At 39.9% G+C, this 20,378-nt stretch carries 21 protein-coding genes; 8 read left to right on the plus strand and 13 right to left on the minus strand.

The window, feature by feature from the left end; genetic code table 11:
• Positions 1 to 6: 6 nt before the first annotated feature.
• Positions 7 to 957, minus strand: a complete 951-nt coding sequence (locus tag IQ236_RS09300) for a metal ABC transporter solute-binding protein, Zn/Mn family (protein WP_193869004.1) — start codon at positions 955 to 957, stop codon at positions 7 to 9.
• Between the two features lie 220 nt (positions 958 to 1,177).
• On the opposite strand from IQ236_RS09300, the gene IQ236_RS09305 reads away from it, so the two are divergent.
• Positions 1,178 to 3,106 (plus strand): heavy metal translocating P-type ATPase, encoded by a 1,929-nt coding sequence (locus IQ236_RS09305; RefSeq protein WP_193869005.1) that lies wholly within the window; start codon positions 1,178 to 1,180, stop codon positions 3,104 to 3,106.
• Between the two features lie 33 nt (positions 3,107 to 3,139).
• Here IQ236_RS09305 and IQ236_RS09310 read toward each other — a convergent pair whose 3' ends face one another.
• The 6 genes from IQ236_RS09310 to sufB all read right to left on the minus strand — a co-directional run bounded on the left by IQ236_RS09310 (position 3,140) and on the right by sufB (position 9,949).
• Positions 3,140 to 3,814: a Uma2 family endonuclease gene (locus IQ236_RS09310; RefSeq protein ID WP_193869006.1), complete on the minus strand. Its 675-nt coding sequence runs from the start codon at positions 3,812 to 3,814 to the stop codon at positions 3,140 to 3,142.
• Between the two features lie 90 nt (positions 3,815 to 3,904).
• Entirely contained in the window at positions 3,905 to 4,768 is an 864-nt protein-coding gene (locus IQ236_RS09315; protein WP_193869007.1) for a Tab2/Atab2 family RNA-binding protein, read from the minus strand.
• A 136-nt stretch (positions 4,769 to 4,904) separates the two neighbouring features.
• Positions 4,905 to 6,167: a SufS family cysteine desulfurase gene (locus IQ236_RS09320; protein ID WP_322744108.1), complete on the minus strand. Its 1,263-nt coding sequence runs from the start codon at positions 6,165 to 6,167 to the stop codon at positions 4,905 to 4,907.
• 87 nt (positions 6,168 to 6,254) lie between these two features.
• The gene (gene sufD, locus IQ236_RS09325; RefSeq protein WP_193869009.1) at positions 6,255 to 7,634 is read right to left on the minus strand and encodes a Fe-S cluster assembly protein SufD; all 1,380 of its coding nucleotides are present in this window, start codon (positions 7,632 to 7,634) and stop codon (positions 6,255 to 6,257) included.
• On the minus strand, positions 7,634 to 8,416 hold the full coding sequence (sufC, locus tag IQ236_RS09330) for a Fe-S cluster assembly ATPase SufC (protein WP_193869010.1): 783 nt from the start codon (positions 8,414 to 8,416) through the stop codon (positions 7,634 to 7,636). The genes sufD and sufC overlap by 1 nt, the downstream gene beginning before the upstream one ends.
• Positions 8,417 to 8,512: 96 nt before the next feature.
• Positions 8,513 to 9,949 (minus strand): Fe-S cluster assembly protein SufB, encoded by a 1,437-nt coding sequence (gene sufB, locus IQ236_RS09335; RefSeq protein WP_193869011.1) that lies wholly within the window; start codon positions 9,947 to 9,949, stop codon positions 8,513 to 8,515.
• A gap of 154 nt (positions 9,950 to 10,103) precedes the next feature.
• Here sufB and sufR point away from each other — a divergent pair, with 154 nt between their 5' ends.
• The 5 genes from sufR to IQ236_RS09360 all read left to right on the plus strand — a co-directional run bounded on the left by sufR (position 10,104) and on the right by IQ236_RS09360 (position 12,755).
• Positions 10,104 to 10,817 carry an iron-sulfur cluster biosynthesis transcriptional regulator SufR gene (gene sufR / locus IQ236_RS09340; protein WP_193869012.1) on the plus strand — a complete coding sequence of 238 codons (714 nt, stop codon included), beginning with the start codon at positions 10,104 to 10,106 and terminating at the stop codon, positions 10,815 to 10,817.
• 39 nt (positions 10,818 to 10,856) lie between these two features.
• Positions 10,857 to 11,228: a hypothetical protein gene (locus IQ236_RS09345; protein WP_228041513.1), complete on the plus strand. Its 372-nt coding sequence runs from the start codon at positions 10,857 to 10,859 to the stop codon at positions 11,226 to 11,228.
• Between the two features lie 42 nt (positions 11,229 to 11,270).
• Complete coding sequence (locus IQ236_RS09350) at positions 11,271 to 11,513, plus strand: hypothetical protein (protein ID WP_193869013.1); 243 nt, start codon at positions 11,271 to 11,273, stop codon at positions 11,511 to 11,513.
• Entirely contained in the window at positions 11,500 to 11,919 is a 420-nt protein-coding gene (locus IQ236_RS09355) for a type II toxin-antitoxin system VapC family toxin (RefSeq protein WP_193869014.1), read from the plus strand. Before IQ236_RS09350 ends, IQ236_RS09355 begins: the two co-directional genes overlap by 14 nt.
• A gap of 452 nt (positions 11,920 to 12,371) precedes the next feature.
• Complete coding sequence (locus IQ236_RS09360) at positions 12,372 to 12,755, plus strand: Rossmann-fold NAD(P)-binding domain-containing protein (protein WP_193869015.1); 384 nt, start codon at positions 12,372 to 12,374, stop codon at positions 12,753 to 12,755.
• Here IQ236_RS09360 and IQ236_RS09365 read toward each other — a convergent pair.
• Positions 12,752 to 12,955, minus strand: coding sequence for a hypothetical protein (locus IQ236_RS09365; RefSeq protein ID WP_193869016.1), 204 nt, complete (start codon positions 12,953 to 12,955; stop codon positions 12,752 to 12,754). The two genes, IQ236_RS09360 and IQ236_RS09365, sit on opposite strands and share 4 nt — an antisense overlap.
• 459 nt (positions 12,956 to 13,414) lie before the next feature.
• Here IQ236_RS09365 and IQ236_RS09370 point away from each other — a divergent pair, with 459 nt between their 5' ends.
• Positions 13,415 to 13,657 (plus strand): hypothetical protein, encoded by a 243-nt coding sequence (locus IQ236_RS09370; protein WP_193869017.1) that lies wholly within the window; start codon positions 13,415 to 13,417, stop codon positions 13,655 to 13,657.
• Entirely contained in the window at positions 13,650 to 14,033 is a 384-nt protein-coding gene (locus IQ236_RS09375) for a PIN domain-containing protein (protein WP_193869018.1), read from the plus strand. The genes IQ236_RS09370 and IQ236_RS09375 overlap by 8 nt, the downstream gene beginning before the upstream one ends.
• An 84-nt stretch (positions 14,034 to 14,117) precedes the next feature.
• On the opposite strand, the gene IQ236_RS09380 is transcribed toward IQ236_RS09375, so the two are convergent.
• From IQ236_RS09380 to IQ236_RS09400, 5 genes are all read right to left on the minus strand, one after another.
• Positions 14,118 to 15,977, minus strand: coding sequence for an alpha-amylase family glycosyl hydrolase (locus IQ236_RS09380; protein WP_193869019.1), 1,860 nt, complete (start codon positions 15,975 to 15,977; stop codon positions 14,118 to 14,120).
• A gap of 243 nt (positions 15,978 to 16,220) precedes the next feature.
• Positions 16,221 to 17,552 (minus strand): ribulose bisphosphate carboxylase small subunit, encoded by a 1,332-nt coding sequence (locus IQ236_RS09385; protein WP_193869020.1) that lies wholly within the window; start codon positions 17,550 to 17,552, stop codon positions 16,221 to 16,223.
• Between the two features lie 239 nt (positions 17,553 to 17,791).
• Positions 17,792 to 17,941: a hypothetical protein gene (locus IQ236_RS09390; RefSeq protein ID WP_193869021.1), complete on the minus strand. Its 150-nt coding sequence runs from the start codon at positions 17,939 to 17,941 to the stop codon at positions 17,792 to 17,794.
• A 158-nt stretch (positions 17,942 to 18,099) separates the two neighbouring features.
• Positions 18,100 to 18,774 carry a MarC family protein gene (locus IQ236_RS09395; RefSeq protein WP_193869022.1) on the minus strand — a complete coding sequence of 225 codons (675 nt, stop codon included), beginning with the start codon at positions 18,772 to 18,774 and terminating at the stop codon, positions 18,100 to 18,102.
• 162 nt (positions 18,775 to 18,936) lie between these two features.
• Entirely contained in the window at positions 18,937 to 20,334 is a 1,398-nt protein-coding gene (locus IQ236_RS09400; protein ID WP_193869023.1) for a sugar porter family MFS transporter, read from the minus strand.
• Positions 20,335 to 20,378: the final 44 nt, after the last annotated feature.

Here is a 20,378-nt window from a genome sequence, read left to right on the forward strand (position 1 = left end):
AAATGATTAGGGGTTTGAACTTTGAGATAAGGTTTCAGAAACTTTTAATAAATTATCAGACCAATTTTCATCTAAATCACTAATAAAAATAACCTTCCCCCCGATTTCTTTCGCTAAGGTTTCCGCAGAACGCGGACTAAATTCAGGTTGGGTAAAAATAATTTTAATATTGTCTTGTTTAGCCTCAGAAATTAAATCTGCTAACTCCGCAGCACTGGGTTCTTGTCCCCCAACTTCAATGGCTTCCTGTTCCAAGTTATAATCTGCGGCAAAATAACCCCAAGCTGGATGAAATACCATAAATTTACGATTTTTGAGGGGGGTTAATTTTTGGCTAATTTGTTGATCGAGTTGGTCAACTTCTGTGATAAACTGATTTAAGTTAGCTTGATATTCAGCTTGACGATTGGGATCAATTTTAACTAAGCCATTATAAATATTTTGAGCTTGAATTTTAACTAATTTAGGAGATAACCAAATATGAGGATCTAAAGTTTCTTCAACCCCGTGACTTTCTCCTTCTTCATGGTGATGTTCCACCATTGGAATCCTCTCAATTCCTTGAGTTGAATCCACGATTAACATGGTTTGATTCGCGGCTTTAATTCGATCCATCCAAGCGGTTTCAAAGGCAACACCAACGGTAATATAAGCTTCGGCATCATTTAAGGCTTGTAATTGTTGAGGTTTGGGTTCATAATTATGTAAATCAACCCCTGGGGGAATCATCACATTAACTCGAACATTCTTACCCCCAATTTTTTCTACAAAATATTTTTGTGGCATAATACTAACCGTAATATCTATTACAGAATTAGCAGTTTCCGTTGATGTTTTTGTTGCGGGTGAGGGGTTATTTTCAGCCAAATTTTTAGGTGTAGAAACGGTGTTACACCCACTGATTAAACCGATCCCCAATAATAGCATTACCATTGGGGGATAAACGCACAACCTCATGTTGATGTCCTCAATGTACCTTCTTGCTCACTTTACCAAGCACCCGCCACGAACTAGCACCCTTGGCATGGGACTTGACTTAACTATAATGATAATCGTTTTCATTTTTTTTGGGAAGGGGGTTTCCCCTATCTTCAGGAGTAACCTGCACTCAAAAATCTAAAATTCAAAATTCCTGGTCACGGTTTATCCTAAGAACAGCAGTCTTTATTCTCCGGTGATGAATCAACGTTCTAATTCCCTAGTCTCTGTGCGGGACTTTTTCCAGCACTATCCTGAAGCAATTGCAGCAATAGTTTGTGCCATTTTGGTCTTAATGGGTTGGGTTTGCTTACAATTCGGCTGGGTCGGATTCGCATTTTTAGTATTACCCATTGCTTATGTGATTGGGGGTTATGAAAGTGCCAAAGATGGGTTAAGCACACTTCTTAAAGAGAAACAATTTGATGTCGATTTATTAATGATTGTTGCGGCTTTAGGAGCCGCTATTTTAGGGGTTTGGAAACAAGATTATTTTTTAATGATTGATGGCGGAATTTTAATTTTAATTTTTGCCATTAGTGGTGCCTTAGAAAGTATTGCCATGCAGCAAACAGAACGCAATATCCATAAATTAATGGAATTAACCCCTGATACGGCTACTGTTATTAAGGATCAACAAGAACAAAAAATTCCGATTCATCAATTAAAAATTGGAGATATTATTTTAGTCAAACCGGGCGAACGGATTCCCACTGATGCTGTTATTATATCTGGGAATAGTACCCTGAATCAAGCTCCCATTACCGGAGAATCCATTCCCGTTGATAAAACCGTTGGAGATGAGGTTTTTGCGGGAACTTTAAATGGAAATGGGGCACTGCAATTAAAAGTTCATCAACCTCCTGAAAGTAGTTTAATTCAACGGGTGATTCATTTAGTAGAACAAGCCCAAACCGATGCTCCTCCCTCTCAGCAATGGATGGAAAAATTTGAACGAAGTTATGCTCAAGTCATTGTTTTAATGGGTCTAGCATTAGGAATTTTACCGCCTTTATTCCTGGGATGGGATTGGGAAACTACGATTTATCGGGCCTTAATTTTTTTAGTCGTGGCTTCTCCCTGTGCGTTAATGGCTTCTATTATGCCCGCATTATTATCAGGAATTGCTACGGGGGCAAGACATGGAATTTTATTTAAAAATGGGGCGCAATTAGAAAAAATTGGACGCATAAAAGCCATCGCCTTTGATAAAACGGGAACCTTAACAACCGGAAAATTAACAGTTGTCGATATTATTCCATCGGCTGGGGTTTTAGAAAGTGAATTATTACAATTAGCGGTCGCAGTAGAATCCGTTTCAGAACATCCCATCGGACAAGCTATTGCTAAATTTGCTGTGGAAAAAAATATTCCTCGAATTACCGCCGTTAATGTCGCTACTCAAATCGGGGAAGGGATTATTGGAAAAGTGGATGACGACCAGATTTTTATCGGCAAATTAGAATGGATTGAGCAACATCAGATTCAGGTTAATCCTGAGTTAATAGAAATTAGTGATCATTTAGAAACCGATGGAAAAACAGTGGTTTGGATTGCTAAAAATCAGCAAACTTTAGGGTTAATTGCGGTAGCCGATACCGTGCGGTTAGAGGCAAAAACCTTAATTAAAAATTTGAAAAAGTTTGGCATTGAACAAGTTGTTATGCTGACGGGAGATCATCAAAGAACCGCAGATAGTGTGGCAAAACAGTTGAATATTGATTTGGTTTATGCTAACTTATTACCAGAGGATAAATTAACCATTGTTCGACAATTAAAAACCCGTTATCAAGGGGTGGCAATGGTAGGGGATGGCATTAATGACGCTCCCGCTTTAGCCTTAGCAGATGTGGGCATTGCCATGGGGGGTGCGGGAAATGATGTGGCGTTAGAAACGGCTGATATTGTGTTAATGACGGATCAATTGGGTAAGATATTAAAAGCGATTAAACTGGGTCGTCGGGCTAATCGCATTATTAAACAAAATATTGCCTTTGCGCTTTCATTTATTGTAATTTTATTAATTTCTAACTTTTTCGGTTCTATTAATATGCCGATTGGGGTGATTGGACATGAAGGATCAACGGTATTAGTCACCTTAAGTGGTTTACGGTTATTAAAAAGTTAGTCAGAAACCCGGTTTCTTGAAGAAACCGGGTTTCTAAGAGGGATTTTGTAAATCAACAATTTGTTGAGAAAACCAAAATGCAGCGTTAAAATTATTGGTTTTTTCTAATTGTTCTAAGGTTAATTCTAATAACGCCATCGGTAAACCCTTTAAAGCAACAGATGTGTTAATTTCCTGGTATTTACCATTGTCTTGTAAGCGAAAAGCGATCGCCCGTTTTCCTCGAATATCAATCACCCAATATTCAGAAATTCCTAATGCGGCATAAAGTTGTTTTTTCTCATCTAAATCCATCGCTAAAGTCGTATCAGAAATTTCCCCAACTAAATCAGGAACTCGCCATTGTTCTAAATTAATTCGGCGCGGTTCGCCTTCTTGCCATTTGGGAGAATTTTCACCAATATATAACACTTTATCCGGTGAAGCCGCCCGTTGGTTGGGTTTTTCGATCACACAACCACTAAAGGAATTTGCTAATACCCCAGGTTGCCGCGAAAACCAAACATAAAATAAAAAACTCAATAAATCGTTCACATTAGAGTGATTAATGCCTTCATTTCCCATATCAATCCACAAATATCCTTGATCAAAAGTAATATTAACGGTTTCTAAAGAACGATTATTAACATAACCTAAATAATCTTCCCAAGTGGCAGGTTGCCATTGAGGGGTTTGAGTCAATTCAGGAATAGAAACTAGAGTTGTCATGGTTTCATCCTAATTTTAAGAGAAATTATATTTTATTTTAACATTAAATTGGGGGGATGGTGCGGGCACTAGGCTGACGCACCCTACAGATTAGAATTTTAGTTCTTGTAATAGCCAAAATCCGGCGAAGGATTCCGAATTGGGATTAGATTGAACCGCTAAAAAATGTACATTTTTTGCCTTTTCTTTACTGAGTTCAAAATTTTTAGCTTCCTCTTGGGTTTTGGCATTGGGTAAATTAGCTAAAATCCAGCTTTCACTTTCCCCCGTTTCTAATATTAAACTCGGACGAGAACCGCTATCTAATCGTAAATACGCTAATTCTAATCCTGACATCCAAGCGGCTAAAGGAGTCGCCCTAGAGGAGTAAATAATAAACCCTGGAATCAAGGTTTCTGGCGCTAAACCGACCATTGATAATCCGAAGGCTTCCCCAAAACTAATATCCCATTCTGACATATCAGAAAAAGCACTGGCTTCTAAGGTTACAAACGCCCATTTATCCCCCTGCAAGGCATCAGGAAGGGGTTGAGGTTGAGAGGGAACAAATTGAACAGAAGGATTAGTACCTTCTTGATAATTTTCTAAGGTCGGATACACGGTTTCCAGGCGTTCCTGTAACCATTGATAAAGGGCATAGGTACGCCGACTCGCATAGGCAGGAATGGCTAATTCTTTACAAGATTTGAAAATCATATTCGCCATGGGACGGCGAAAAAAGCGAATCCGCGAGGGTGAAGTCGGAGCATGAGCGATCGCCGTTTCAATCGCCTCTTTTAACCAAATTGAGTTAACTTGGTTACTGGGACAAAATTGGGTGTAGCGAAACAGGGTTTCAGCGCGATCTTCAATATTGACCGGGGTTTCACAGATTAAGACTTCCCAAACTTTTTTACCTTCTTCGTCCCGCAGGGGGCGACTATAAAAATCGAGTTCCCAAATAGTTGATTTCATTGATGCTTAGATTCTTTTGGATTAAGTTTACCGAAAATGTCGCCAAAATGCCGCCGTCACATTTTTCGACACGATACTCACTAAAATGGACGGGGATGAAGGGCGACTAATATATTAACCGCAAAGCACGATTGTTTTAATTCATCATTTGTTTAAAAAATGCGATCGCATCTTTTAAGGCTACAATAAATACATCAATTTCTGCTTTTGTATTGTAGAAATACAAACTGGCTCTGGCCGTAGCATTAACCTCTAAATAACGATGTAAAGGTTGGGTGCAATGATGTCCTGAACGAATAGCAACTCCCCCATCATCTAACATCGTTGATAAATCATTGGCATGAATTCCATCCACACTAAAAGACGCTAAGGCGGCTCTTCCTTCGCCTTTGGCATTAGGCTGGGGGCCATAAAGTTTTAATTCAGGAATTTCTCGCAATCTTTCATACAAATAAGCGGTTAATTCATGTTCATAATCAGCGATTTTATCCATGCCAATTGACATTAAATAATCGACGGCGGCCCCTAATGCAATCGCTTCTCCAATAGCAGGAGTTCCCGCTTCAAATTTATGGGGTAATTCCCCGACAGTAAAGTGATCTAAATACACCTCAGCAATCATTTCTCCACCGCCAAAAAAGGGTGGCATGGCTTCTAATACTTCTAATTTGCCATATAAAAAGCCTATCCCCGTTGGAGCACACATTTTATGACCGGATGCCACTAACCAATCACAATCTATTTTCTGCACATCTAAGGGGGTATGGGGCGCACTTTGGCAACCATCAATTAATACTTTTGCACCGTATTTATGGGCAATTTGAGTAATTTCTTCAATGGGATTAATGCAACCCAAAGTATTAGAAATATGCACAACAGCCACTAATTTTGTTCGGTCTGAGATCAAGGTTTTAAACTGTTCTAAATCAAATTCTTGAGTTTCTGTTAATTCCACAAACTTAATCACAGCCCCGGTTTTTTGGGCAACCATTTGCCAAGGAACTAAATTACTATGATGTTCCATGACACTGAGAATAATTTCATCCCCGGCTTTTAAAGTATTTAAACCCCAAGAATAGGCAACTAAATTAATGGCTTCACTGGCATTGCGGGTATAGACAATTTCTTGATAGGATTTAGCATTAATAAATTGAGCAACTTTGACCCGTGCGGCTTCATAGGCATCCGTTGCTTTTGCACTTAAGGCATGAACCCCCCGATGCACATTAGAATTATATTGTTGATAATAATCTTGAATGGCATTTAAGACCGCTAAGGGTTTCTGAGACGTGGCGGCATTATCTAAATAAACTAACGGTTGACCGTTGATGTCTTGGTGTAAAATCGGGAAATCTTGACGGACGGTTTCAGCGAGTGTTTTTTCTTGAGTTAGCATTATTTTAAATATCCTTAAATTTAATTTTGGGCTAATATAGAAACCGGGTGTCTGACGTAAATTTTTTCATGAGAAACCCGGTTTCTGGGGTTAACTAAACTCGGTGCGACAGGAAACACAACGAGATAAAACCTGTTGTAACGTTTCTGAGGGCAATTTGCCTAGAATTTCTGCCGCGAAAGCATCAATTAACAGGTGACGACTCAGGGTTTCACTTAACCCCCGACTCCGTAAATAGAAGACTTCATCTTCTTCTAATTGACTGACGGTGACACCATGAGAACATTTAACATTATCCGCCACAATTTCTAACTGAGGTTTGGTGTCTATTCTTCCTTTTGAAGATAGCAATAAATTTCGACTCAGTTGGTTCGCATTGGTAAACTGTGCAGTTTGGGGTACAAAAACTTTACCATTAAAAACGCCATGAGCCTTGTGATCGATAATACATTTATGGATGTGATTAAATGTCCCATGTTGATGATTAAACATCATGGCGCTGTGGGTATCGGCTAACTGTTCACTACCAATTAATGTTAATCCGTTGAGGGTGGTTTCTGTTCCTTCTCCCCGTTGATAAATGTCTAAATTGTGCCGAGATAGTTTAGCACCTAAACTTACGGCATGGCAAGTATATCGACTATTTCGACATTGGAAAACAACATTTTTACCAATATGAAATGCTGTGCCTGCTCCCCGTTGTAGCCTTGTATGGTTGACTTCGGCATTTTCTTCTAAGAAAATTTCGGTGACGGCATTCGTAAAATAGGGTTGCACTTTTGCTCGGTCAGAACATCCGAATACTTCGGCGGTTGCATAATGTTCAATAACAGTGGATGAACTGCCGGCTTCTGCTACAATTAATCCTCTGGGTTGATTCATCACCGGACGGTTATCGGGTAAGCCAATAAATAATAAATGAATCGGGGTTTCCAGGGTTTTATTCTTTTCAACCCAAACAACAGCAACATCATTAAACCCGGCGGTATTTAGGGTGGCAAAAACGTCTTGATTTCCTGAATTTTGACTGAGATAGTGGGGAAGACGTTCCTGTAATTTTTCAGGAAGTTGTGCTAAATTTCCAATAAAAACCCCGTCGGGAATGTCCTTCAAATCGGAAAGATGGGGAGCATAAATCCCATTAATAAACACAATCCGTTTGTGTTCAGCTTCCGGTACAATTAAAGAGGCGATCGCTTCCGGTTGTAATTGAACAAAAGGAGCGACTTGAAATTGATATTCTAATAACGGGGATAAATCAGTAAACCGCCATTCTTCATCTTGTTTTGTGGGGATTTCTAATTCTTTGACCCAAGTTAAGGCATGATCTCGAATATTTTGCAATTGAAGGGTGACTTCAGATGCAAAAGAAGTTTGAGAAGACGGTTGAGAAAGTCCGCTTTGAATTTGTTCTAACAGATGGTTTAAATAGGACACTTCCCGTTTTTGTTGGATTGCAATATTGTTCATTAAACCCCCACCATTGCCGAAGCAACAACATCATCATAGCCTTTGTCTTCTAGTTCTAAGGCGAGTTCTTTTGTCCCGGTTTTAATAATACGTCCATCGGACACAACATGAACATAATCCGGCACAATATAATCGAGTAACCGTTGATAATGGGTAATCACTAATAAAGCGTTATTCTCATTGGTTAAGTGATTAACTCCACTGGCAACAATTCGCAACGCATCAATATCTAAACCCGAATCTGTTTCATCTAAAACGGCTAATTTCGGTTCTAATAATGCCATTTGTAAAATTTCATTGCGTTTTTTCTCTCCCCCGGAAAACCCTTCGTTAACACTGCGTTCTAAAAATTCATCGCGCATTTTCACGATGTCTAATTTTTCCCGCACTAATTCATCAAAATCAAAAGCATCTAATTCTTCTAATCCTTTATGTTTTTGATGAGCATTATAGGCAACTCTCAAAAAGTCTAAGTTACTCACCCCCGGAATTTCAATGGGATATTGAAAGGCTAAGAAAATCCCAGCTAAGGCGCGTTCTTCCGGTTCTAATTCTAATAAATTTTGACCTAAAAAGGTAATTTCTCCTCCGGTGACTTCGTAGCTCGGATGTCCGCTTAAAACCTTAGAAAAAGTGCTTTTCCCCGAACCATTTAAACCCATAATGGCATGGATTTCTCCGGCTTTAATTTCTAAATTAAACCCCTTAAGGATTTGTTTATCGTCAATATTAGCCGTTAAATTCTTAACGGATAGAATAATTTCGCTGTTTTCTTTAATCATGGTTGTGAGTTGTGAGATTTACGCAGTCTGGGTTTTATTTTTTGCACTGATAACGGGGATGGGCGAGGGAACCTCGCCCCTACAATTGATCACAGATTAACCTACAGAACCTTCTAATTTCAAGCTCAATAATTTATCAGCTTCGACGGCAAATTCCATCGGTAATTTATTGAACACATCTTTGCAGAAACCGCTAATCATCATCGAGACAGCATCTTCAGCAGAAATACCCCGTTGTGCAAAATAGAAAAGTTGGTCTTCTCCTATTTTAGAAGTAGAGGCTTCATGTTCAACTTTAGCGCTATTATTTTCCACTTGAATATAGGGAAAAGTATTCGCCTGAGCTCGATCTCCTATTAACATAGAATCACATTGAGAATAATTTCTTGCACCTGCGGCTTTCGGCCCCATTTTGACTAACCCGCGATAACTATTGGCGGATTTTCCAGCAGAAATTCCTTTAGAAATAATCGTGCTGCGGGTATTTTTGCCAATATGGATCATTTTGGTTCCCGTGTCCGCCTGTTGTTTATTATTCGTCAGCGCAACGGAATAAAATTCACCGACTGAATTATCTCCAACTAACACACAACTGGGATATTTCCAGGTAATAGCAGACCCGGTTTCTACCTGTGTCCAAGAAATCTTAGAATTCACTCCTTTGCATAATCCCCGTTTGGTGACAAAGTTGTAAATTCCGCCTTTGCCTTCTTCATCTCCGGCGTACCAATTTTGCACCGTAGAATATTTAATTTCCGCATTATCTAACGCGACTAATTCCACAACGGCGGCGTGCAGTTGATTGGTATCAAACATGGGAGCAGTACAGCCTTCTAAATAGGTAACAGAACTGGCTTCTTCTGCAATAATTAAAGTGCGTTCAAACTGTCCCGAATCGCCGTTATTAATCCGAAAATAGGTAGACAAATCCATCGGACATTGTACACCTTTGGGAATATAAACAAATGAACCATCACTAAAAACGGCAGAATTCAACGCGGCGAAGAAATTATCGCTCACGGGAACTACACTTCCTAAATATTTTTCCACCAGTTCAGGATGTTCCTTAACGGCTTCAGAAATGGAACAGAAAATTACCCCGTCTTCGGCTAATTTTTCTTTAAAAGTTGTCGCAATAGAAACGCTATCAAAAACCGCATCAACGGCTACATTAGAAAGACGCTTCTGTTCGCTTAAAGGAATGCCTAATTTCTCAAAGGTTTCTAATAAAGTCGGGTCAACTTCTTCTAAACTTGCTTTTTTGTTTTCAACTTTGGGAGCGGAATAGTAGATAATGGATTGATAGTCAATGGGCGGATAGTTGACATGGGGCCAGGTGGGTTCTACCATCTTCAGCCATTGTCGATAGGCTCGTAGACGGAAGTTGAGCATAAATTCCGGCTCATTTTTTTTAGCCGAAATCAGGCGGACAACATCCTCACTGAGTCCACGGGGGATGGTGTCCGACTCAATATCGGTGACGAAACCGTATTTATACGGCTGGTTGACTAGGGTTTTAACGGAAGCACTCATAGCTTTAAATTTAGTGTTCGATGGTTCTCAAAGGATGACAGACGGGTGGTAGGCTATAGACTTAAGCAACAAGTTTGTTACTTAAGTCTATTTTAAGCTACATTAACAACAAGTGCATTGTCAAAGTCCAAATTTATAAATTTTTGTTAAGACGATGGCCACCACTCAGCAGCAGTCCACAAAACACGATATTCTGCAACTCCTTCTCAAGCAGGGACAGGCGACGGCCCAGGAGTTAGCGGAAACCCTTGAGATTAGTCCCCAAGCCATTCGTCGCCATCTCAAAGATTTGGAACTGGAGGGGTTAATTGCCTATAACTCGGTTCAGGTGGGGATGGGGCGACCTCAGCACGTTTATGAATTGACGACTCAAGGACGGGAACGCTTTCCGAACCGTTATGATGAGTTTGCGATTTCCTTTCTGGATACTTTAGCGCAAACCGTCGGACATGAACAGGTTAGTCAAATTTTACAGAAACAATGGCAGCGTAAAGCTATCGAATATCGACAAAAAGTGGGGAAGGGCTCGCTGAAAGAACGGGTAGAAAAATTAGTAGAATTGCGGAAAACAGAAGGGTATATGGCTGAGTGGTATTTAGTGGAATCAGAACAACGGGATACTCCGCGAGAACGTTATATTTTAACGGAACATAATTGTGCCATTTCTAATGTAGCGGAATCATTTCCGAGTGTCTGTGGTCATGAGTTAGAAATGTTTGGGGCAATTTTAGAAGATTGTACCGTAGAAAGAACCCATTGGATTGTGAATGGGGAACATCGGTGTGGGTATTTAATTATAGGAGGGAACACCGAACACCGAACACCGAACAGGGAAGAAAAGGTTTCATCATCTGGTTTATTACATTAGTATTTGTCCTAACTGTTATATTAAATAATCGAGAAAACTATGGAATTTTTAACTCAGGATGAAGCCATTCAGGTCGATGCTGCCTTATTATCCTCTAAGGAAAAGTTTTCAACGCGGTTAGCGATTTATGCGTTACGGTGTTTAAAGGAAATTTCTCAAACCGAAGACATTATTATTGAAAATATTAAACCCGAACAAGTCCAGAATTGGGTTAGAAATGATTCTAGTTTTCAAGAAAATATTGAATTTGATGCTAATTTCGATAGTTTTTTTACTCAGTTATTAATGGCATCCTTAAATCCTTTAAAACAAGCTGCTAAAGCCGAAAATATTCCGATTCAAGATTTAACGGTTAAACAGTTAATTCATTGGTTTGAACAGGAATCTAAGAAGAATTTAGAGCAAGATTGAAAACTATATGATACAACCAATAATAAGATAAAATTAACAAATATGATCAACCTAGATACCATCCAGCAAGACATAGCATCTCTTCCCCCCGATGCACAAAAAGTTATCTTTGAACTTGTCTGTGTCCTCAAAAAAAGTTACTTCCCAAACCAGCAAGAAATTCCAGAAAGCACAACCCAAGACTGGTCAGACTTCATCGGTTGTATAGAAGCAGAACCCGACTTATCGAGAAATTATAAAACCTATTTGAGTCGTGAACTGGAAGAAAAATATGATCATCGTTGACACAGGCTTCTGGCTGACTCTTGCTAATAAAAATGATTCAGCCCATCCAGCAGCAAAAACCATATTTCAGAAATTAGAAAACGAGAAATTTATCACAACTTGGTGTGTAGTTACAGAAACCTGTTATCTACTACAAAAAAGAGTAGGTATAAATGCTCCAAAACTTTTTATTCGCAAAATTCATACAGGAATATTGCAAGTATTTGACCTCAAGCAAAGTCATTGTTTGCGGATCGAACAACTAATGCAGAAATATAGAGATTTACCAATGGATTTAGCCGATGCTTCCTTAGTCATTCTTGCTGAAGAACTTGGTCACGGTCGGATTCTTTCTGTTGACTATCGAGACTTCAATACCTATCGCTGGAAGAATACAGAACCATTCCAAAACCTATTTCAGCAGTAGGGTGCTATTTGCCCATTTCCTATTCCCCATTCCCTTGAAAAAATACAGTTAATTCAGGCTCTACTCAATAAATAGTGTAAAATGTAGTTTAAGCTTCGTTTTACCCTCCGGCTGAATATTGTTTAAGTAAAATAATATAGCAATTTCCTTGTTTTTCGATTAAACAGCGTCGCAATAAAGATTGTAGAGCATTCAGTAAATCGGCTGAAATAATTTTGCTATTTTAAGACTTCCTTAAGGTTCATAGAGTAGAGTAAAGTCAGAGTTATGGGTATTGTATCAAATATTTCCCAACATTTTCCAACATTTCCCAACATTTCCCGATTTTTGAGGGGTTTGTCACTGGGAAAAATCCCTCTTTTGACAAGGTTTTTAGTCATTGATTAAATAAAAAATTATTGTTATTCTGAATAAATATAAAGCTTTTTATTCTACAACTATCAGGTGATTTTATGCAACCTAAACAACTTCTTAGTTTAGTTGTACTGCCCTTGTTTTATCTAGGCTTAACTTGTTTCTTGCCCAAAAAAGCAACGGCTGAGATTATACAAACGGCTATCGGCAATATACCCATTGCCTGTGATACTGATACCCAACAATGTTACACTCCCCAAAATGGGGGTTGGGCTTATGTTGGAAGTATTGATGATGTATCTGAGCATCAATATAGGGCAGAAACTTGTATGAACGCTTACTTAGGAAATAGTTTCTCAGCAGGTATAGCAAGATATATGGATTGTAGCATTTATGGAATTCCTACAAACCAAGCAGCCGAAGAACAATGGCAAAGAATTGATCAAGAGATATTAGAACTTCATAGGATGGGGGTTAATTAAGTAGTAAAGAGGGCAAAGAGCGATCGCACTTTCTGATAATAATTAAAAAAAGTGAACCAGAAACCGGGTTTCTCAGACAGTTTTTGTATCTCAACCGATATTGTTGTTAAGAAACCCGGTTTCTCAGCGTGATCATTGTAGGGAGAGCGATGCCGACAGGCGGCGGCTACGCCATCGCAGTCGGAAAAAAGAGCGATCACACTTTCTTAATAATAATTAGAAAAAGTGAACCAGAAACCGGGTTTCTCAGACAGTTTTTGTATCTCAACCGATATTGTTGTTAAGAAACCCGGTTTCTCAGCGTGATCATTGTAGGAAGAGCGATGCCGACAGGTGGCGGCTACGCCATCGCAGTCTTAAAAAAAGAGCGATCGCACTTTCTTAATAATAAGATCGCACTTTCTTAATAATAATTAGAAAAAGTGAACCAGAAACCGGGTTTCTCAGACAGTTTTTGTATCTCAACCGAAATTGTTGTTAAGAAATCCGGTTTCTCAGCGTGATCATTGTAGGGAGAGCGATGCCGACAGGCGGCGGCTACGCCATCGCAGTCTGAAAAGGAAGGGTGATCTCATCGAGCTTGCTTTTCATTGAAATTGTGAGTCATTCATTTAACTATTAATTATAATTAATAGTTAAATGAATCAGTAGAGTTAACGATGCGAACTATCGGATTAAAAGTAACGATAACAAGCAATGGCAAGTTGTTAGTCGATTCTCCTGTAGATATACCAGTAGGTCAGTATAATGCTGTTCTCGTTATAGAAGATCAACCGATTCCAGATCAGACCCAAACTTCTGTCCAAAAGGCTCAGGCTCTTTTCCGGCAATATATTCCTGCTAGTAGAAAACTTTCCGAAGAGTTGATTCAGGAGCGACTCTTGGAGGCGACAGGTGAGTGAAGTTGTTTTAGATGCCTCTGCTGTCTTAGCTTTACTAAATCAAGAAACAGGTAGCGAAGAAATTTCGCGGTTTATTGGCAATGCTGCCATCAGTACCGTCAACTTGTCTGAAGTGATAGCAAAGTTAGCAGAAGCGGGAATAAATGAAAACGTTATTCAGCAGATTCTATCCCATCTAAATCTTGAGGTTGTAGCTTTTGATCAAGAACAAGCATTACAGTCGGGAATGCTGCGACCAAAAACTAAATCAATTGGGCTTTCATTTGGTGATCGCGCTTGTCTAGCGTTAGGAATTTCTCTTAATCAACCTGTTCTGACAACTGATAGATTATGGAGCAATCTTAGCCTTGGAATTGAAGTCCGAGTGGTGCGTTAGATTGAAGCGAATTAATTAGAATATTCAGTATTAGCCCACGCTTACTCGTAGAGAAGCGTGGGTAGTTCACTAAGGTTGATAAGATTACGCTAGAATTACCATTCCCGCCGGGGGTAAGTTCACATGAATGGCGGTTCGATTTTGATACAGTTCAACAGTTAGGGTTTCAGAGGTGGGAGGATGACGCAGTTGATCATCATTCCAAGCACTATTGTAGAGAACGGTAATTTGAGAACCCGCAGGATGAAGGTTTGGATCAACTCCAATGTAAGCACTTTGGCTTTCTACGCCATTGGTATTTAAAGCCATGACCACTTCCTGAGTAAACAAAATCCGTGACCAACCCACCACTTGACCGGACGTAGGCCAGAAAAAGGAACCGCTATCAACGCTAATTTCGCGTAAATATTGTCGCCCGCGTCGCAGGGCTAAACCAACAGGGGATTTTTGATCTCGAAGACGAGCGATCGCAGCAATTCGTAAATAGGTGGGATGATTGGGATCGAAGAAATGGCAGGAACTGGTTTCAAACGCCCCAAATAAGCCTCCAAACATCACCTCCCGAATATAACGATCCATGAACTCCGTCCCAGGTTCTATGCTGGAATTATGGCGGTTTTGTGTACCGTCAAAGGCTTGTTCTGTACCGTAATAAATGCAGGGAATGCCTAATGTTGTTAATTGAACGCCGACGGTGTGGGCAGTTTGTTCATAACAAGCAGGAATATTATTATTAGCAGAAACGCGATATTTACCATCCCGTCCCACCATGTCATGATCATCTAAAATTGAGACGTGATATTGTCCAGCAAGTCGATGACTTCCTAACTCATCAACGCCACCATATTGATTAAAAAAGTCTTGAGGATTTCTAAACCCTTTAACCAATTCCATTAATTTTTTCGGCGGTTCACCAATATCTAAAATGGCATCTAAATTTAAGCCAAAAATATCGAGGTAAGTTTTGGCTGTTGTTGCACCACCCGTTACTTCTCCCAACAGTAAAAAGTTTTCTTTACCAATAGATTCAGTATATTCCCGAATTGCTCCACAAAAACTACGGGACGCTTCCCAAGGTAAATGTTTAACCGTATCAATGCGGAATCCATCACAATCACTTAAGACAATCCAATATTGATAAACCTTAATAACTGCTGATAAAACTTCATTGTTTGATAGGTCAAGATCTTTTAACTCAAAAAAGTCACCCCGACGGAATTCAACATCTGGGTGCATGGGATTTTCCCAAGGCTCTGCGTCCCAATGTTCAATTTTTCCGGCGCGAGTATACCACTCCCAATTTTGAAACTCTTGCGGCCAAACACCATCTTCAATAGACTCAGGATTAGCAATACACTCTCCAGTTTGAGAACGCCATCCTGCAACCGGATGAGCCGGAGAATAGCGATAGGAAAGGGTATCTATGGGTTGACCGTTTTCGTCTTGATAAAACCAGTTATTTCCGGTGTGATTATAAATAATATCGAGTAAAACATACATTCCCCGTTCATGGGCTGCATCAACTAAATCTCTTAAATCTTGACGGGTTCCAAACCGAGGATCTATTTCTAAAAAGTTTTGAATTCCATAGCCGTGATAGGTTTGTAAATCACATCTTTGTTTCCAAATGGGGCCGACCCACAGGGTGGTTACACCGAGTTCTTTTAAGTAATCTAATTTACTTTCAATTCCTTTTAATGTTCCCCCTGAAAACTTGGTTCCAGCTTTCATCCAGGCTGCTTTATCTAGGGTTTTCCAGTCTTCAGGATGATTGCGATCAAACAGAGGACGTTTGGATTCTTCCCCATCACTGAAGCGATCTGGTAACATAAAATACAAGATTTGATCGCGCCAGTCGTTAGGACTGGGATGAACATTACCACGAGGTTTTAAATTAACTTCTGATAAGTTTGTTGGGGCTGAAAATTCTAGTGGTGTTGTCATTATGAGTCCCTTGATCGTAATAAATTCTGCTCAAAAAGTAGAAAGGAAAATAACAACTTAGAGAATATTCCCTCAAGAGGAGTTTCACCCCTAAGCTGTGATTTCTTTTCTTTGATTCAAGGGGCTTTATACCCATTCAGAACAAAATACTAAATTGCACTCATAAGACTTGACACCCCAGCCGCATAGTCTGTTTTTAACTAATGATAATTCCCACTTTGAGCTAAAACCTGATTCCCTAATTTATTGCGGTTTTTGAATAATCATTTCTACAACTCGCCGTTTAGCAATGGGGTCAATTCCTAATAAACGAATATAATCTTGGGGGTGTTCCATTAAACAGGTTTCAATTCCTTGAATAATATCCCCTTCTGATTGATTACCATTTAACCCGCAGCTATTCCAAGATCCGGTTTTAAATCGACGTTTATCGGCGTATTCTAAGCCAATTCGATAACCACTGGATATAATCTGATCAATTTGTTCTAAGACTTCTATTCCTAATGTTGTACTAACGAATTTTCCGCCACTGACTAATGTACTGCCACTGGCATCTCCTTGCATTACGGTTGCCCCTGTACTATTAATACTATGGGGAGGCATAATAGGATTATAGGGACTATGGGGAATGGGATTTAACCATTGTTGACGATTTTCTTGAGGAATGGGGGAAGCTCCAAATTGACTATTAAACGTGCGAAATTGATTATATTCTTCCACTAATCGCATTTCTTGAATCCGTTTTTGTTCCACCACCATCAGTTGACCCATTTCGATTAAATGGGGTAATTTAAAGTTGGGTTTCTGGAATTCAGGAGCTTTTTCCGCACTATTCACAATCCGTTTAGAAATACGTTCAACTCCCTGTTTATGAATAAAATCTCGAATTTGTTCATCATAAATTCGCGATCGCACCGCACTAAAAAAGTCAATGGATTGTTCAGGGAAAGTATCAACTAATTGACTAATATCTTGTTGGGATAATTCATCGGTTTGGAAAATACCTCGTAACACACCAATGCGTTCTTCTCTGGTCGGTTCCCAATAGAATTTTTCCATGCGTCCATCTCGAATTAAGGGCGCGTATAACGTTGAAAAATCATTTCCGGTGACAATAATGGGAATCCGATTTAACGGTGTTTCATCATAACTTCCGGGTAATTGAACATTAGTCGGATTATCCGCAATATTCATTAATGTGGCGTTGACTAATTGGGTATTAACAGTATATTGAGTTCCCGAATCAAACCGTCCAGCACCCGCATCTAAATCATTAATAAATAAAGCACACATTTGTCCCCGAACTTTCACTTGTTCGGAGGCTTCCCGATATCTTAATCGAATTAATCGCGCTGGATCTCCCGCATCAGGACTTTCTAATTCCCCGCCGGATATCATCACGGGTTCAAATCCCATTTTCTCAAAGACTAATTCACATTGAAAGGTTTTTCCTTCTCCCTTGCGTCCGTGAATTCCTAATATTAGAGGAACCCGGACACCAGGTAATTGTAAGAAATTTTTGGTGATATGAACAGCCAGTTTATCCAGAAAGCGAGGTGAAATATAATAAGACATATTGAAAATGACACAACAGTTTAAATTCGGTTCCCTAGTTTAATCTTACGATGAAAGGAACCTAAAATTAACCGGTGTTGTTCAAGTCAGTGATTAGAATTTCTGAAGTTTTTAATTAGGACTATTACACTTCTAGGGAGAAAAGAGATTTTTTGGAATTAATTTTCAATTATTAACATCTATCTTTAGAAATAGATTTCATAAAAAAGTGGAACAGGCATCTTGCCTGTTAACAGGGTTTAGCGGGTCAGTTCATTAGACTTTTTTTCGGGGGTTTCTTGCCTATCTAACCAATCTAATAAGCGTTTTGACACTTTCAATTGATTATTGAGAATTTCATCTGTCGCTACAATTACACCTAAGAGTATGGTTAAAGAAATAATATCCATGAGTAAACCCTCACGCTAATTAACTAGACCGTATAGTCTTCTCCTAAAATTAGGATAGACTGTACCGTCTAGTTTTGTCAAGTCTTGAAATATAGCTTAACTTCAAGTATACTACATTATAGAAGAAATTCGGGAATTTTGGGAGATGTGTATTAATGTCATAGTCGCAGTTGGGGGGCGATTTGATGAATAAGAATGCTAGTTAATCCACTCGTAATAAATTGCACCCCAATAGAAGCAACCAGTAAGCCTAAAATACGAGTCGCAATACTTAACCCCACGTTACCTAATATTCGTTGTAACCATTGCCCTGAAAGCAAAATGGCGCAGACAATGGATGAAATAAAGACACAAACAGCAGCCAATTCAATAATCTGCAATCCATCTTTATTAGCCTGAACTTCATTAGCATAAAGAATCACATTAGCGATTACACCTGGCCCCACCAGCAGAGGCATGGCCAAGGGAATCACAATATGACGATAAACAGACTTCGCTTCCTCCAAATCACTTTGATTGTCCTGTTCAGTAACATCTTGTACCTGACCTTTCGTACTCCCTGTCACCAGGTTAATCCCAATGAGTAACAGCAAAATCCCCCCAGCAATTCGGAATGAATCTAAAGTAATGCCAAAGAACCGAAGGAGAGACGATCCCGTCAATAAAAATAGCAGAAGCAAGCCTAATACAGTCAGTGAAAGTAAGATCGCAAGCCATTTTTGTACAGCTTTGTTTTCTTTGGCAGTGTAACTGATAAAAAGGGGCAAAATCCCCAAAGGATTGAGCAGTGCAAATAAACTAGCTGCAAATGTACTAAGAAGTTGCGTATCCATTAAGAGTATGTTATGAAAAACAATAATTAATCTGAAGTTTAAGATTAATATCCTTGAAAAAATGATTATATAATCCAATTTTTTGTTGTTGAGCTTTAGTAATCAAGCTTAGGACTAAAACCCAACAACATTTTAAATAGAGGTTCAGAATCGGCTATTTGATTAGTGAAGATGATGGGTTTTCAGTTCTTCTTGAATTTGCTCCAGCGTCCGACCTTTGGTTTCTGGTACTAGGAAATAGGTAAAGACCACCGAACCAAGGGTAAGTACAGCATAGAGCCAGAAGGCACCCGGACGCCCCAAGGCGTTGACAATAGAGAGGAACGTAATCGCCACGATTAGGTTTGCGCCCCAGTTGGCAACCGTCGCCACGCTCATAGCTTTGGAGCGAATATTAAGGGGATAAATCTCAGAAATTAACAGCCAGAACACAGGGCCTAAGCCAATGGCAAAGGATGCCACATACAGCATGAGAATCACAACAACCGCAACACCCAGAGACGAAGCCAGTTGAGGCAATTGAAAGGAAACTGCCAATAAACCTAGAGAAATTGCCATCCCGATCAGACTGGTTAAAAGTAAGGGTCGCCGTCCGGCTCGATCAACAAACCAAGAGCCAACAATGGTAAACAGCACGTTAATCACCCCGACCCCCGTTGTTGCTAGAATTGAAGCCCCAGCCGATTTCAAACCCGAAAATTCCATAATCGTCGGTGCATAGTAAATTACGGTATTAATTCCGGTAACTTGCTGGAAGATCGCCAACCCAATACCAATCATCAACGGTAATCGTAATGCAGGTTTAAGCAAATCAGACCATTGCGATGACCCTTCCGTTGCCAAGCTATTGTGAATCTCTTCCAGTTCAGCATCAACATTTTGAGTACCGCGAATCTGATGTAACACCTTGCGCGCCTGTCCGCCGCGATTTCGCATGATTAACCAACGAGGACTATCAGGCATTTTTGCCATTCCCAAAGCCAGTGCTAAAGCGGGAACAATTGCCAACCCTAGCATCAGACGCCAACCCCCCGGCATATTAGTAAACAGGTAATCGACCCAATAAGACAGCAAAATTCCCAGGGTTAACGCTAATTGATTCAGGAAAACCAGCGTACCGCGAATACTTTTGGGTGCAACTTCCGAAATGTACATCGGAGAGATAAAAGACGCGATCCCAATCCCAACCCCAACAATAATCCGTCCGATCACTAAAATGGTTAGGTTAGGGGTAAAAGCCGTTAACAACGCACCCACACCAAAAATGGCACCTGCGAGAATAATCATGTGTCGCCGTCCAAAGCGATCGCCCAGTAGTCCACCTAAAGCCGCTCCGGTCACTGAACCCACCAGCACCGAACTGACGACAAATTCCTGCATGGTGGAATCTAAGCGAAATTGCTCTTTAATGAACAAAATCGCTCCTGAGATGACCCCTGTATCGTAGCCAAACAGGAGTCCGCCAATTGCTGCGATCGCTGAAACAATGATCACAAACCGAGAGACCTGATGATGGGCTCCAGAAGGAACAGGTTGAGAGGTTGATGATGTTTGCGCCATAATGACAATCCTGATAATTGTGCGATTTCAAGGGTTAATCTGCT

Origin of the sequence: Planktothrix mougeotii LEGE 06226 (assembly GCF_015207485.1) — a bacterium.
GTDB lineage: Bacteria > Cyanobacteriota > Cyanobacteriia > Cyanobacteriales > Microcoleaceae > Planktothrix.

Excerpts from the sequence above, each read along its gene's own strand:
- IQ236_RS09300 (WP_193869004.1), bottom strand. The coding sequence starts at position 957 with ATGAGGTTGTGCGTTTATCCCCCAATGGTAATGCTATTATTGGGGATC.
- IQ236_RS09305 (WP_193869005.1), top strand. The coding sequence starts at position 1,178 with ATGAATCAACGTTCTAATTCCCTAGTCTCTGTGCGGGACTTTTTCCAG.
- IQ236_RS09310 (WP_193869006.1), bottom strand. The coding sequence starts at position 3,814 with ATGACAACTCTAGTTTCTATTCCTGAATTGACTCAAACCCCTCAATGG.
- IQ236_RS09315 (WP_193869007.1), bottom strand. The coding sequence starts at position 4,768 with ATGAAATCAACTATTTGGGAACTCGATTTTTATAGTCGCCCCCTGCGG.
- sufD (WP_193869009.1), bottom strand. The coding sequence starts at position 7,634 with ATGAACAATATTGCAATCCAACAAAAACGGGAAGTGTCCTATTTAAAC.
- sufC (WP_193869010.1), bottom strand. The coding sequence starts at position 8,416 with ATGATTAAAGAAAACAGCGAAATTATTCTATCCGTTAAGAATTTAACG.
- sufB (WP_193869011.1), bottom strand. The coding sequence starts at position 9,949 with ATGAGTGCTTCCGTTAAAACCCTAGTCAACCAGCCGTATAAATACGGT.
- sufR (WP_193869012.1), top strand. The coding sequence starts at position 10,104 with ATGGCCACCACTCAGCAGCAGTCCACAAAACACGATATTCTGCAACTC.
- IQ236_RS09345 (WP_228041513.1), top strand. The coding sequence starts at position 10,857 with ATGGAATTTTTAACTCAGGATGAAGCCATTCAGGTCGATGCTGCCTTA.
- IQ236_RS09350 (WP_193869013.1), top strand. The coding sequence starts at position 11,271 with ATGATCAACCTAGATACCATCCAGCAAGACATAGCATCTCTTCCCCCC.
- IQ236_RS09355 (WP_193869014.1), top strand. The coding sequence starts at position 11,500 with ATGATCATCGTTGACACAGGCTTCTGGCTGACTCTTGCTAATAAAAAT.
- IQ236_RS09360 (WP_193869015.1), top strand. The coding sequence starts at position 12,372 with ATGCAACCTAAACAACTTCTTAGTTTAGTTGTACTGCCCTTGTTTTAT.
- IQ236_RS09370 (WP_193869017.1), top strand. The coding sequence starts at position 13,415 with ATGCGAACTATCGGATTAAAAGTAACGATAACAAGCAATGGCAAGTTG.
- IQ236_RS09380 (WP_193869019.1), bottom strand. The coding sequence starts at position 15,977 with ATGACAACACCACTAGAATTTTCAGCCCCAACAAACTTATCAGAAGTT.
- IQ236_RS09385 (WP_193869020.1), bottom strand. The coding sequence starts at position 17,552 with ATGTCTTATTATATTTCACCTCGCTTTCTGGATAAACTGGCTGTTCAT.
- IQ236_RS09390 (WP_193869021.1), bottom strand. The coding sequence starts at position 17,941 with ATGGATATTATTTCTTTAACCATACTCTTAGGTGTAATTGTAGCGACA.
- IQ236_RS09395 (WP_193869022.1), bottom strand. The coding sequence starts at position 18,774 with ATGGATACGCAACTTCTTAGTACATTTGCAGCTAGTTTATTTGCACTG.
- IQ236_RS09400 (WP_193869023.1), bottom strand. The coding sequence starts at position 20,334 with ATGGCGCAAACATCATCAACCTCTCAACCTGTTCCTTCTGGAGCCCAT.